The organism is Streptomyces sp. RLA131, from assembly GCF_056270125.1.
Genome location: NZ_JBWDOQ010000002.1, coordinates 4,160,523 through 4,173,495, shown reverse-complemented (window position 1 = coordinate 4,173,495; position 12,973 = coordinate 4,160,523). Strand labels below are relative to the sequence as shown.

Sequence of the window (12,973 nt, the reverse complement as noted above, 5' to 3'; positions counted from 1 at the left end):
CGTGGGGATCTTCAACCCCCTCTATGACGCCGTTTCCTGGATCATCGTCCAGTTCCATTCGCTGTACAGCCTTGTCTTCGACAAGGACAGCGGCTGGGCGTGGGGTCTGTCGATCATCTCGCTGGTGATCCTGATCCGGATCTGTCTGATCCCGCTCTTCGTGAAGCAGATCAAGTCGACCCGGAACATGCAGGCGCTCCAGCCGAAGATGAAGGCGATCCAGGAGCGCTACAAGAACGACAAGCAGCGCCAGTCCGAAGAGATGATGAAGCTGTACAAGGAGACGGGCACCAACCCGCTCTCCTCGTGCCTGCCGATCCTCGCCCAGTCGCCCTTCTTCTTCTCGCTGTACCACGTGCTGAGCTACATCGCGCAGGGCAAGGAAGTCGGTGTCATCAAGCAGGACATGGTGACCAGCGCGCAGCATGCCCACATCTTCGGCGCTCCGCTGGCTGCCAAGTTCACCGACAGCGCCAGCACGCTCCACAGCCTGGGCGCCACGGTCGCCGACGTGCGTGTGGTGACCGTCATCATGATCATCCTGATGTCGGGCTCGCAGTTCTACACCCAGCGCCAGCTGATGACGAAGAACGTCGACATGACGGTCAAGACGCCGTTCATGCAGCAGCAGAAGATGCTGATGTACGTGTTCCCGATCATGTTCGCCGTGTTCGGTATCAACTTCCCGGTCGGTGTCCTCATCTACTGGCTGACCACCAACGTGTGGACCATGGGCCAGCAGATGTTCGTGATCCGCCGCAACCCGACCCCGGGCAGCCTCGCCTTCAAGCAGCGCCAGGAGCGGTTGAAGGCCCAGGGCAAGCTGAAGGACGATCCCGCCGTCGCCGCCAAGGGTGCCGCGGCCGACGCCGCGCCCGTGAAGCGCACGCAGCCGAAGCGGCAGACCAAGGCCCAGCGTCAGACGACGGCCACCACGGCTCCGTCCACGTCGTCCACGGCCCCGTCCCCGTCGCCGGAGGCCAAGGACCAACCGCAGGCACAGGCGCAGCCCAAGGCGAAGCCGCAGCCCAAGCCGAACCTGTCGAAGAAGAAGTAGAGGAGTCCATCCGTGACGGACGGCAACACCACCGACGCCCTGACCCGCCTGGAGCAGGAGGGCGAGATCGCGGCCGACTACCTGGAGGGTCTGCTCGACATCGCCGATGTCGACGGGGACATCGACATGGATGTCGAGGGTGAGCGGGCTTCTGTCTCGATCATCGGCGAGGGCTCCAGCAGCCGGGACCTGAGCAAGCTGGTCGGGCGGGACGGTGAGGTGCTGGAGGCGCTCCAGGAGCTGACCCGCCTGGCGGTGCACCGGGAGACCGGCGACCGCAGCCGGCTGATGCTGGACATCGGGGGCTTCCGGGCGCGCAAGCGGACCGAACTGGCCGAGCTGGGCGCCAAGGCGGCCGAGGAGGCCAGGGGCACCGGTGAGCCGGTCAAGCTGGACCCGATGACGCCCTTTGAGCGCAAGGTCGTCCACGACGCGGTCGCCGCCGCGGGTCTGCGCAGCGAGTCCGAGGGCGAGGAGCCCCAGCGCCGGGTGGTCGTCCTCCCGGTCTGATCCGGACCCGGTAGGCGCTGAGGTACGTGATCGATCGGCCCCGTCTGCTCGCAGGCGGGGCCGAGTCTTGTCAGCCTGGTAGTAGTCGAGAGCACGAAGCGGGAAGGACGGTCCTCGTGACGGAGGCAGCAGCGGAGCTTCCCCCGGCGCCGGAAACGGCGCGGGAGGTCTTCGGGGAGCGCTACGCGGACGCGGTGCGCTATGCGGAGCTGCTTGCCGACGCAGGAGTGCGTCGAGGGCTGATCGGTCCCCGGGAGGTGCCCCGGCTCTGGGAGCGCCATCTGCTGAACTGCGCCGTGCTGTCCGAGGTGATTCCGCATGGCGTCTCGGTGTGTGACGTGGGCTCCGGCGCCGGGCTGCCGGGGATCCCGCTGGCCCTCACCCGCGCCGATCTGTCCATCACCCTTCTGGAGCCGCTGCTGCGGCGCACCACCTTCCTGGAAGAGGTGGTCCGGCTGCTCGGGCTGTCCAATGTGACGGTGGTACGCGGCCGTGCCGAGGAGATGATCGGCAAGCTTCCCGCCGTCGACGTGGTGACCGCCCGCGCGGTGGCCCCGCTGGACCGGCTGGCCGGCTGGGGACTGCCCCTGCTGCGCCCGCACGGCGAGATGACCGTCCTCAAGGGTGACACCGCCGAGGAGGAGCTCAAGGCGGCGCGAGCCGCCCTGGCCCGGCTCGGCGCGGTGGAGACCTCGGTGGTCCAGGTCGGCGAGGGGATCGTGGATCCGATGTCGACGGTGGTGCGGGTCCTGGTGGGGGAGAGCCCCGGTGGTGTGCGGGCCGCCACCCGCCGGGCCAAGGCCGCGCGGGCCCGGCGTCGGCAGGGCTGAAAGCATTTTTGCGCCGCCATTGAGGCCGGCACCGAGGCCGGCCCGAGGTCGGCGCTGAGGCCTCTACAAAAGGTCAAAACGACATAATGCGGAGTGTCGGGTAGGAAACGGCGTGCGCTGCCGCGCATCGTGTTTCACGTGAAACGTCGCTCCCTGCTTCCAGGAATCCTCGGCCGGGCCCGCGCGGCGGCCGGAACGCTCTCGTACAAGGCCGCCGAGACGACTCAACAGGTGGATTCATCCACAGGAGACCGGGCCTCACTGGTTCGCAACCCCGAAAGCATGGCAGGCTCTGCTCATTGCGAGCTTGTAGTCGAGGAGAGTGAATCCTTGCGGTCCGACGCCAACATCGCGGGACCGATGGCCGATCCGGTCCCCGGTCCCCGCACCGAGTCGTATGGGGAGGATGTTTCACGTGAAACACCGCCCCCGATGGACGACACCCCCATCGGCCGTGCCGCCCAACTGGCGGTCGAGGCATTGGGGCGGGCCGGTGAAGGACTCCCCCGGCCCGCCGAAACCAGAGTGATCGTCGTCGCCAACCAGAAGGGCGGCGTCGGCAAGACCACCACCACGGTCAACATGGCGGCCTCACTGGCCCTGCACGGGTCGCGGGTGCTGGTCGTCGACCTGGATCCGCAGGGCAACGCCTCCACGGCCCTGGGTATCGACCACCACGCCGAGGTGCCGTCCATCTATGACGTCCTCGTGGAGAGCAGGCCGCTCTCCGAGATCGTCCAGCCGGTCCCCGACGTCGAAGGACTGTTCTGCGCCCCGGCCACGATCGACCTGGCCGGCGCCGAGATCGAGCTGGTCTCCCTGGTGGCCCGGGAGAGCCGGCTGGAGCGCGCCATCCAGGCGTACGAGCAGCCGCTGGACTACATCCTCATCGACTGCCCGCCCTCGCTGGGCCTGCTGACGGTCAACGCCCTCGTGGCCGGTGCCGAGGTGCTCATCCCGATCCAGTGCGAGTACTACGCGCTGGAGGGACTGGGGCAGCTGCTGCGCAACGTCGAGCTGGTTCGTGGCCACCTCAACCCCAAGCTGCATGTCTCCACCATCCTGCTGACCATGTACGACGGCCGGACCCGGCTGGCGTCCCAGGTCGCCGAAGAGGTGCGCACGCACTTCGGCAGGGAGGTGCTGAGCACCAACATCCCGCGCTCGGTCCGCATCTCGGAGGCCCCCAGCTACGGTCAGACCGTGCTGACCTACGACCCGGGCTCCAGCGGGGCGCTGTCCTATCTCGAAGCCGCGCGGGAGATGGCGCTGCGCGGTATTCCGGGCACCCCGGAGTTCAAAGCCAAGAACGAGCACAGCATGTCGGAGGGGATCCAGTGAGTGAGCGACGCAGAGGGCTCGGCCGCGGTCTGGGCGCGCTGATTCCGGCCGCACCGTCCGGGGCCGACAAGGCCGCCGCGACGGCAGTGGCCGCAGCCGCCTCGTCGTCGGCGGTTCCGGTCCTCACCCCCGAGCGGGGTGTCGCAGCCGCCAAGGTGGCCGGTCTGACGGAGCGGAACGGGCAGCAGTACGCCGAGGGGGCGGTGGCCACCATCCCGGCCTCCCGGGAGACGGAGGAGGCGTCCGAGCAGCCGCAGGCACCCGCGGAGGTCGCGGGAGCGCACTTCGCCGAACTGCCGATCGACTCCATCACGCCCAACCCGCGCCAGCCCCGCGAGGTCTTCGACGAGGACGCGCTCGCCGAGCTCGTCACCTCCATCACGGAGGTCGGTCTGCTGCAGCCGGTCGTGGTGCGCCAGACCGGGATCGAGCGCTACGAGCTCATCATGGGCGAGCGCCGGTGGCGGGCCTGCCGCGAGGCGGGGCTGGAGCTGATCCCGGCCATCGTCCGGGCCACCGACGACGACAAGCTGCTGCTGGACGCACTGCTGGAGAACCTGCACCGTGCCCAGCTGAACCCGCTGGAGGAGGCCGAGGCATACGACCAGCTGCTCCAGGACTTCGGCTGCACCCATGAGCAGCTGGCGGACCGCATCGGCCGCTCCCGCTCGCAGGTCTCCAACACCCTGCGACTGCTCAGGCTCTCCGTGCCCGTGCGGCGCCGGGTGGCCGCCGGTGTCCTCTCCGCGGGCCACGCCCGGTCGCTGCTGGCCCTGGAGGAGGTGGAGGACCAGGACCGGCTGGCGAGCCGCATCGTGGCCGAGGGGCTGTCGGTGCGTGCGGTCGAGGAGATCGTCCATCTGATGAACGCGGAGCCCAAGGCGGCCAAGAAGACCGCCTCCCCGCGGGCCGGCCGGCGGATGGCACCGGCGCTGACGGATCTCGCGCTGCGGCTCTCCGACCGCTTCGACACCCGGGTCAAGGTGGACCTGGGGCAGAAGCGCGGAAAGATCGTCGTCGAGTTCGCCTCGATAGAAGATCTGGAGCGCATCCTCGGCACCCTCGCCCCCGGGGAGGGCAAGGTGCTGGAGCGCGGGCTGACCGGGGGATCCGAGGGCGTCGAGGGCCTCGACGAGGAGGACGGCGAGTAGCCGCGCCTGGTGACACCGCCCCGCCGGACAGGAGCGGGCCCGAATCCGGAAGCGGATCAGGCCCGCTCTTTGCATGCCTCCGGTGTCGGACTTGTCCTCTCACAGCTACGATGCGTAGAGGATGGAGCATCACCTCAGGGGAGGGAAGCCCATGCGGTCTGTGCGGCGTGGTGGGGTGGAGCACGAGTGGCAGACGAGCGCTCTGGTAGCGGCGGGCCTGGGTCTAGGGGCCGTGGGCGGATTCGTCGGCAGTTGGGTCCACGACAGAAACGAGGGTCTGACCACATGGGGCGTCGGCTCGTTCCGCTCACGCTGGACAACCTCCCGGACCTCCCCAACCGCTGCCGGTCGTGTGTCTTCTGGGAGCTCGATCCGGTAAGCGGTGAAGCCGCGGTCCAGACCGGCAAGCCGGAGCTGGAGAAGGAGGCGTGGATCTCCGCCGTCCTTCTGGAGTGGGGCTCGTGCGGACGGGTGGCGTATGTCGACGACGTCCCGGCCGGCTTTGTGCTCTACGCGCCTCCGGCCTATGTCCCGCGTTCCACTGCCTTCCCCACGAGTCCGGTCTCCCCTGACGCGGTCCAGCTGATGACGGCCCGGATCATGCCGGGCTATCAGGGGCAGGGACTGGGCCGGGTGCTGGTGCAGACGGTCGCCAAGGATCTGGTGCGGCGGGGCTTCAAGGCGATCGAGGCCTTCGGCGACGCGCGCTGGGAGGAGCCGGGATGTGTCCTGCCCGCCGACCATCTGCTCGCGGTGGGCTTCAAGACGGTCCGTCCGCACCTGCGGTTCCCACGACTGCGACTGGAGTTGCGTACGACGATCTCCTGGAAGGAGGACGTCGAGATGGCCATCGACCGGCTGCTGGGGGCGGTTCAGAAGGAGCCGGTGCTCCGGCCGTTGTGAGAGAACGCGAACGGGCCCGCTCCGATCAGGAGCGGGCCCGTTTCACGTGAAACGTCAGCCGATGAAGTCGGAGAGGTCGCGCTCGATCGCGGCCTTCGGCTTGGCACCGACGATGGTCTTGACAACCTCGCCGCCCTTGTAGACGTTGAGCGTCGGGATCGACATCACGCCGTACTTGGCGGCGGTGACCGGGTTCTCGTCGATATTCAGCTTGACGATGGTGATCTGCTCGGCGTGCTCGGCGGCGATGGCCTCCAGCGACGGCGCGATCTGGCGGCACGGGCCGCACCACTCGGCCCAGAAGTCGACGAGGACGGGCTTGTCACTGTTCAGGACTTCGTCGTTGAAGGTCGCGTCGGTCACGATCTTGGTGTTGCCGGCCACTGCGTTCTCCTCGGTGTGGTTGTGCGTGCGTACGGGTGCGGAAGCGGCGGATCAGACGGCCGCGGTGGTCTTCTCGGGCTCCTGGGTCTGCTGGGCCTCGGCGTCGCTCAGCGCGGCCAGGTAGCGCTCGGCGTCCAGGGCGGCGGAGCAGCCGGTGCCGGCGGCGGTGATCGCCTGCCGGTAGGTGTGGTCCACGACATCGCCCGCGGCGAAGACACCGGGGATCTTCGTACGGGTGCTGGGGGACTCGACCTTGAGGTAGCCCTCGTCGTCCAGTTCGAGGACACCCTTGAAGAGTTCGGTGCGCGGATCGTGGCCGATGGCGATGAAGAGTCCGGTGACGGGCAGCTCGGACGTCTCGCCGGTCCGGGTGTCGCGCAGAGTCAGACCGGAGAGCTTGGACTCACCGTGGATCTCGGCGACCTCGCTGTCCCACACGAACTTGATCTTCGGGTCGGCGAAGGCACGCTCCTGCATCGCCTTCGAGGCGCGCAGCGTGTCCCGGCGGTGGACCACGGTCACGGACGTGGCGAAGCGGGAGAGGAACGTAGCCTCTTCCAGCGCGGTGTCGCCGCCGCCGATGACGGCGATGTTGTGCTCCTTGAAGAAGAAGCCGTCACAGGTGGCGCACCAGGACACGCCACGGCCGGAGAGCTCGTCCTCGCGGGGCAGCCCCAGCTTGCGGTGCTGCGAGCCGGTGGTGACGATGACGGTCTTGGCCTGGTGCACCGTGCCGGCCGAGTCGGTGACCGTCTTGATGTCCCCGCTCAGGTCGACCTCGACCACGTCGTCCGCGATCAGCTCGGCACCGAAGCGCTCGGCCTGGGCACGCATGTTGTCCATCAGGTCGGGACCCATGATGCCGTCGCGGAAGCCGGGGAAGTTCTCGACCTCGGTGGTGTTCATCAGAGCGCCCCCTGACGTGACCGCGCCCTCGAAGACCAGCGGCTTCAGGGAGGCACGGGCGGTGTAGAGCGCGGCCGTGTAGCCCGCGGGCCCGGATCCGATGATGATGACGTTGCGGACGGTCGTCACGGGTTTCTTCCTCGTCTCTGCCGACTACTGCTGGGTCCTGGCGGGGACTCTCACCCCGCCTAACGGATCCTACGGGCCCAGCATTCCCAACACCCCGTCGCCGCTATCGCGCGTACGTGTCCTTGCTCAGAACCGTTCCCGGCTGTGAGGTGCCGGCTGTGACGCAGGACGCGTCCACCACATAGGCGTCGACGCGTGTCTCGTTCTCCGGGTTGGGCAGGAGGACCAGGTAGGAGTCGGTGCCCTCGTAGGTGCCGTGGTCGAAGGCCAGCGGTGTGCCGGTGCGGCCGATGCCCTTGGCCACGCAGGACGGGAGGCTCTCCATGGCCTTCATCGACGGCCCGCCGTTCTGGACGCCCTGGCCCTCGCCCTGGATGTGCTGGGTGGCCCCCGCGGTCGCCAGGAGTTGGTGGACGAGGCTCTCCAGGGCCGGGTCGGACTTGGCCGCAGAGCTGTCGGCCGCCCCGGAGTCACTGGAGCTGCCACTCCCGGCGGTGAGGGAGTGCGAGAGCAGACCGCCGAGTCCCAGGACCGCGGCGACCGATGCGGTCACCAGCAGTCCCCTGGTCACCCTGGTCCAGCGACGCCGGCGCCCGCGCGGCCGGCCCGGACCGCCGGCGGCGGACGGGTGACCGCTCGGGCGGTCGGCGGCGGGCGATGTTTCACGTGAAACCGGGGTGGTCGCTGTTTCACGTGAAACAGCGGAGGGCGCCGGCGCCGCGTCGAGCAGCGCCTCGGCGGCCAGCGCGGCGTCGATCCGGCCCGCGATGTCGGCCGGCATCTGCGGCGGGCCCGGCAGGGTGCCGAGCAGACCCCGGATCTCGTCCAGCGAGGCCCGTACGTCGGCGCACAGCACGCAGTGGCCGAGGTGGCCGCGTACGTCGGCGGATCGCTCGGGCGGCAGGGCCCCTTCGGTGAGGGCGGAGATCTCCGCGACCTCGGGGTGGCCGTCGGTGTCCGTCGTGCCGCTGGGGTGGGTCACTGGTGTCCACCTCCGCCCTTCGTGATGCCTGCGACGCCCTGGCCTTGAGCCTGGGCCTGGCCGGCCGTGGTCCCGGCTCCGGCTCTGGGTTCGGTCCCGGTCCCGGCTCCGGTCCCGGCCCCCGTCTCTGGGACGGATGGCTTCTCCGTCCGGTTCCTTCCCCCACCGGTCTCACCACTACCCCTGGTACCGGCGCGCAGATGGGTGAGGAGCGGGAGGAGTCTGGCGCGGCCTCTGGCGCATCTGCTCTTCACCGTGCCCGTGGGCACCTCCAGGACGGCGGCGGCCTCGGCGACGGGGTAGCCCTGCATGTCGACCAGGACCAGCGCGGCGCGCTGCTCGGGGGGCAGCGTGGCGAGCGCGTCCAGCAACTCGCGGTGCAGCTCGCCCCGCTCGGCGGGGGCCTCGGCGGACTCATGGGGTTCGAGGAGTTCCTCGAACTGCTTGTCGTCGGTGACGGGCGAGGTACGCCGGGAGGCGGACTTGCGGGCCCGGTCCAGGCAGGCGTTGACGGTTATCCGGTGCAGCCAGGTCGTGACGGCGGACTGCCCCCGGAAGGTGTGTGCCGCCCGGAAGGCCGAGACCAGGGCGTCCTGCACGGCGTCGGCCGCCTCCTCGCGGTCCCCCAGGGTCCGCAGGGCCACGGCCCACAGCCGGTCGCGGTGACGGCGCACCAGCTCCCCGAACGCCTGCGGGTCCCCCGCCACATGACGGGCGAGGAGGTCGCTGTCGCTGACCTCCTCGCCCGTTCCCGCGTCTGTCACGCTCCCCCGCTTTCAGCTCAGCTCGTGACGTTGATCTCGGCGATCCTGCCGCGGTAGTTGCCGTCACTGGTCAGAGACAGAGAGGTCAGCCAGACCAGAACGTACCGGGTCTTCATCGCCTTCTCCGGCTTGAGTGTCACCGTGCTGCCGTTCCCGGAGGCCACCATCGAGTAGTCGCTCAGGCCGGTCGGCATGGACGTGGCACCGGAGGAGGCGGCCCGCAGCTGTACCGAGGTGGTGTCCCCTATGAAGTCGATCTTGACCGAGCCGACCTGCCGGGACTTGCCGAGGTCGAGGATGAGCCCGACTCCCGACTTGAGGTTGCCGAATTTGGCGCTGTTGTAGAAGCTGGTCTGCCAGTACGTGGCCGACTTGCCGTCGTAGGCGTTGGCGAGGTCCCGGGGGTTCTCGCCGCCGTCGGTTCCCTCCGGGTCGAAGTCCTTGACATCGCTGATGGTGATCGGCTTGCCCGAGGAGCCGGACTTGCCCGAGGTGCCGTCGGTCTCGTTGTCGGACGGCGAGGCACTGGCGGAGGTGTTGTCGTCCCCGGACGTGTCGCCGCGGCTCATGAGCGCGTCCGCGATCTGCCAGCTGCCGAGGCCGAGGGCTGCGATGAGCAGACTGGCGACGGCCCACTTGAGGGCCTTGCCGGTGCGGCCGGGCAGGGCGGGGGGCGGCCCCTCCTGGAGGACGGTGGTGGGCTGCGGGCCGGGCGGGGTCTGGCGGGCCGACGGCTGGCGGTAGGCACCCTGCTGGTAGGTGGTCCGCTGGTAGGGCGACGCGGGTGCCAGGGTCTCCGGAGGCCGGATCCTGGGGAGCGCGGCGACCGCCTTGGCCAGTTCCTCCGGCGAGGTGCACGGCTGCAGTTCACGGGACGCGGTCGCGCCGTCGTTCACCAGCGCCCGCATCGCGACCTCCGACAGCCCGCGGTGGACGCCCGCCCGCACCTGGTCGGGTGCCACCAGGCCGACGTCCTTGGGGAGCCCGGTGAGCCCGTGCTCGTCCTGGGGATACGGCCAGCGCCGGGTCAGCGACGCGTACAGCAGGGCACCGATCGCCTCGGTGTCCTCGCGCTGCGGAAGGTCGGAGCTCAGCCCGTGCAGCGCCGCCACGACGGCCAGGCCACGGATCCGGTACTGGCCGGACTCGGTGCGCAGTACGCAGTCGGGGCTGAGCCGCAGATGCGACAGCCCCTCCCGGTGTGCCGCGGCCATCGCCTGGCAGATCTGGTTGACCATCTGGTAGGCGTCATGCGCCTCCAGCGGGCCGGAGGCCAGGATCGCGGTCAGTTCGGTGGCGTCGGGCAGCCACTCGTGGATGACGTAGACGAGGTCGTTCTCCTCCACCGCGTCCAGGACCTGAACGAAGCGTGGGTCGCCGAGCAGCGCCGCCGAGCGGGCGGCGGCGAGCACCGGACGGGCCCGGCTGTGGTCGGCGGGCAGGATGTGGATCCCGACGGCCCGGCGCAGCTTCTCGTCGACCGCCCGCCAGCTGCTGAAGCCGTCGACACGGGTGAGGCACTCCTCCAGGCGGTAGCGCCTGGCGAGCTTGTGACCGCTGTGGAGTTCCGGCGGTTCCGTGCTCCGGGCGGCCTTGGGACCCTTGTCGTCCGCGGCGGTACTGGTGGCTTTGGTGGCCTTGCCGACTGCGTCCGCCTTGTCGTTCCGGTCGCTCGGGTTGTCCGTCGGCTCGGGTGGTGTTGCCGCTGTCCCCTCGGGGACGCTCTGCTGCGGCGCGTCCTTGTTCTTGCTTCGGTCCGTCGCGTCGTCGGCCGTGGCACTGTCCGCTTGGACGGTGAGCGGCTTTGTGTCGCCGCTCTCGTTGGCCACTCCAACGGCAGCCGTGCTCCGTTCCGCCACCGTCGTTCCTGCCTCCCCATCCGTTGCAAGATCTGACAACACAGCCAAGGACAATTGTGCCAACAGTCCGCCGCTGTGCACGACACGCGGCGGACCGCGATGGTTGCATTCGGGCCGTCAGCGACCCAGCCGGCCGCGGACCATGCCGACCATGGCCGTCATCTCCTCGATCCGCATGCGCTTGGCGGCCACGATGAAGACACCGAACAGGATCCCGAACCCGACCACCAAGCACAGCAGGGACGCGAAAGCGCCGTGCCCCATGACGTGGATGATGCCGTATACGGCGCCGCCGGCGAGAGCCGCTGCCGGAACGCCTGCCCCCACAAGGCGCGTGTACGTCCGAATGACACGCTTTCCGTCGAGATCGCCGCCGAGCCGCTTGCGCAGCCGCCGTACGGCGACACCGACGCCGAGCGTGTAGGCCAGTCCGTAGCCCGCCGCCATGCCGACCACGGCCCAGCGGGCGGGCAGCACCAGATAGCAGACGGCGGCCGCGATCGCGTTGGCCGCCGCGACGATCACGGTGTTGTAGAAGGGCGTCCGGGTGTCCTCGTAGGCGTAGAAGCCACGGAGGACGATGTACTGCACGGAGTACGGGATCAGACCCAGGCCGAAGGCCATCAGGACGAAGCCGATGTTCAGGGCCCCGCTCTCGCCGGAGCTCCCGTACAGCAGGGTGGAGATGGGGGCGCCGAGGGCGAGGAAGGCGAAGGCGCAGGGGATGATCGCCACCGCCGAGGTGCGCAGCCCGTACGACAGGTCGTCACGGACCGCGGCGGCGTCGCCGTCGGCGGCGGCACGCGAGATCCTCGGCAGAACGGCAGTCATGACGGAGACCGTGATGATGGCCTGCGGCATCTGCCAGAGCGCCAGCGCGTAGTTGAAGGCGGTGATACCGGTGCCCCGGTGGCCCTGCGCCGCGGCCTGGGAGCCGGCGGCGGTGGCGAACTGGGTGAGCACGATCATGCCGAGCTGGTTGGCGAGGACGAAGAAGAACGTCCACTTGGCGAGCCGGGCCGCCTTGCCGAGGCCGTGACCGCGCCAGTCGAAGCGCAGCCGGATCCGGAAGCCCGCGTCGCGCAGGTACGGGAGCATCGCCAGGGCCTGCACCGTCAGTCCGAGCAGGGTGCCCAGACCGAGCAGCCGTACGCCCTCGGGGGTGATCGACGCCGAGTCCACATTGGTGGCGGAGAAGGAGCCGAAGGCCCAGATGAAGGCGCCGAAGGTGGCGATGACGACGATGTTGTTGAGAACCGGGGTCCACATCATGGCGCCGAACCGGCCGCGCGCGTTGAGGATCTGACCCAGCACCACATGGACGCCCATGAAGAACATGGTGGGGATGCAGAACCGCGCGAAGGCGACGGCGACATCCCGTTTGACCGGGTCGGACGCGATGGTGGGCGACATCATCTGGATGAACGCCGGCGCGAAGATGACGCAGAGCGCGGTGATCGCGGCCAGACCCACCATGACGAGGGTCAGCAGGCGGTTGGCATAGGCCTCGCCGCCGTCGTCGTCGTTCTTCATGGCGCGGACCAGCTGCGGGATGAACACCGCGTTGAGGGCGCCACCGCCGACGAGGATGTAGATCATCGTCGTCGGAAGGGTGTTGGCGACCTGGTAGCTGTCGCTGAGGGTGCTGACGCCGATCGCGGCGGCCATCATCAGTGTCTTGAGGAAGCCGGTCGCCCGGGAGACCAGGGTCCCGGCCGCCATGACGGCGCTCGACTTCAGCAGGCTGCTCGCCCTGCCGCCGCCCTTGGCCGGCTCCGGCGCGCCGGCCGGCGGTTCGGCCGGCGCCGGCGGGGCGGGGGGCTGCGGCTGCTCGCGGAAGAGGTGGTCGTACGGGTCGGACTGGGCCTGGTCGTCGTACGCGGCGCGCGAGACCAGCTCGTCGATCCCTACGTACTGCGCGGGGGCGGCCTGCGGCTGCTGCGGCACGGGCTGGGCGTACGGCGGGTGCGCGGCACGGTCGTACAGGGCTTCACCGACCGGGTCCTGCTGGGTCGGGTCGTGCCGTTGGTACGGATCGCGGGCATAGGTGTCCTGCAGGTACGGGTCGGGCGCGGCGGAGCGCTGCCCGGGCTGCTGGGGGAATGCATCCCCCGCTTCCCGGCTGCGGTCACCGTCGTACGGCGCGTTCGTCACTGC

At 69.5% G+C, this 12,973-nt stretch carries 12 protein-coding genes; 6 read left to right on the top strand and 6 right to left on the bottom strand.

Translation table 11 applies throughout. From position 1 onward, the window contains the following. Nucleotide 1 precedes the first annotated feature (1 nt). From yidC to RWE79_RS19930, 6 genes are all read left to right on the top strand, one after another. A complete protein-coding gene (yidC, locus tag RWE79_RS19955; protein ID WP_475941423.1) occupies nucleotides 2–1,057 on the top strand; it encodes a membrane protein insertase YidC in 1,056 nt (351 codons plus the stop codon). Between the two features lie 12 nt (nucleotides 1,058–1,069). Further along, entirely contained in the window at nucleotides 1,070–1,567 is a 498-nt protein-coding gene (locus tag RWE79_RS19950) for a Jag family protein (RefSeq protein WP_475941422.1), read from the top strand. 116 nt (nucleotides 1,568–1,683) lie between these two features. Continuing rightward, nucleotides 1,684–2,397, top strand: coding sequence for a 16S rRNA (guanine(527)-N(7))-methyltransferase RsmG (gene rsmG, locus RWE79_RS19945; protein WP_475941421.1), 714 nt, complete (start codon nucleotides 1,684–1,686; stop codon nucleotides 2,395–2,397). Between the two features lie 282 nt (nucleotides 2,398–2,679). Then, entirely contained in the window at nucleotides 2,680–3,738 is a 1,059-nt protein-coding gene (locus RWE79_RS19940; RefSeq protein ID WP_475941420.1) for a ParA family protein, read from the top strand. Then, nucleotides 3,735–4,889, top strand: coding sequence for a ParB/RepB/Spo0J family partition protein (locus RWE79_RS19935; protein WP_475941419.1), 1,155 nt, complete (start codon nucleotides 3,735–3,737; stop codon nucleotides 4,887–4,889). The genes RWE79_RS19940 and RWE79_RS19935 overlap by 4 nt, the downstream gene beginning before the upstream one ends. 285 nt (nucleotides 4,890–5,174) lie before the next feature. Next, on the top strand, nucleotides 5,175–5,792 hold the full coding sequence (locus tag RWE79_RS19930) for a GNAT family N-acetyltransferase (RefSeq protein WP_475941418.1): 618 nt from the start codon (nucleotides 5,175–5,177) through the stop codon (nucleotides 5,790–5,792). Nucleotides 5,793–5,846: 54 nt separating this feature from the next. Here the strand turns inward: RWE79_RS19930 and trxA are convergent, their stop codons facing one another. The 6 genes from trxA to murJ all read right to left on the bottom strand — a co-directional run bounded on the left by trxA (nucleotide 5,847) and on the right by murJ (nucleotide 12,970). Beyond that, entirely contained in the window at nucleotides 5,847–6,176 is a 330-nt protein-coding gene (gene trxA / locus RWE79_RS19925) for a thioredoxin (RefSeq protein ID WP_384627482.1), read from the bottom strand. 51 nt (nucleotides 6,177–6,227) lie between these two features. Next, entirely contained in the window at nucleotides 6,228–7,211 is a 984-nt protein-coding gene (trxB, locus tag RWE79_RS19920) for a thioredoxin-disulfide reductase (protein ID WP_475941417.1), read from the bottom strand. A 103-nt stretch (nucleotides 7,212–7,314) separates the two neighbouring features. Continuing rightward, on the bottom strand, nucleotides 7,315–8,193 hold the full coding sequence (locus tag RWE79_RS19915; protein WP_475941416.1) for an anti-sigma factor: 879 nt from the start codon (nucleotides 8,191–8,193) through the stop codon (nucleotides 7,315–7,317). Further along, entirely contained in the window at nucleotides 8,190–8,957 is a 768-nt protein-coding gene (gene sigM / locus RWE79_RS19910) for an RNA polymerase sigma factor SigM (RefSeq protein ID WP_475941415.1), read from the bottom strand. The genes RWE79_RS19915 and sigM overlap by 4 nt, the downstream gene beginning before the upstream one ends. A 17-nt stretch (nucleotides 8,958–8,974) precedes the next feature. After that, the gene (locus RWE79_RS19905; RefSeq protein WP_475941414.1) at nucleotides 8,975–10,816 is read right to left on the bottom strand and encodes a protein kinase family protein; all 1,842 of its coding nucleotides are present in this window, start codon (nucleotides 10,814–10,816) and stop codon (nucleotides 8,975–8,977) included. 117 nt (nucleotides 10,817–10,933) lie between these two features. Then, nucleotides 10,934–12,970 (bottom strand): murein biosynthesis integral membrane protein MurJ, encoded by a 2,037-nt coding sequence (murJ, locus tag RWE79_RS19900; protein ID WP_475941413.1) that lies wholly within the window; start codon nucleotides 12,968–12,970, stop codon nucleotides 10,934–10,936. Between the last annotated feature and the right edge of the window lie 3 nt (nucleotides 12,971–12,973).

What these genes read in the sequence shown, in the direction of transcription:
- RWE79_RS19930 (WP_475941418.1), top strand. Translation starts at nt 5,175, where the DNA reads ATGGGGCGTCGGCTCGTTCCGCTCACGCTGGACAACCTCCCGGACCTC.
- RWE79_RS19940 (WP_475941420.1), top strand. Translation starts at nt 2,680, where the DNA reads ATGGCAGGCTCTGCTCATTGCGAGCTTGTAGTCGAGGAGAGTGAATCC.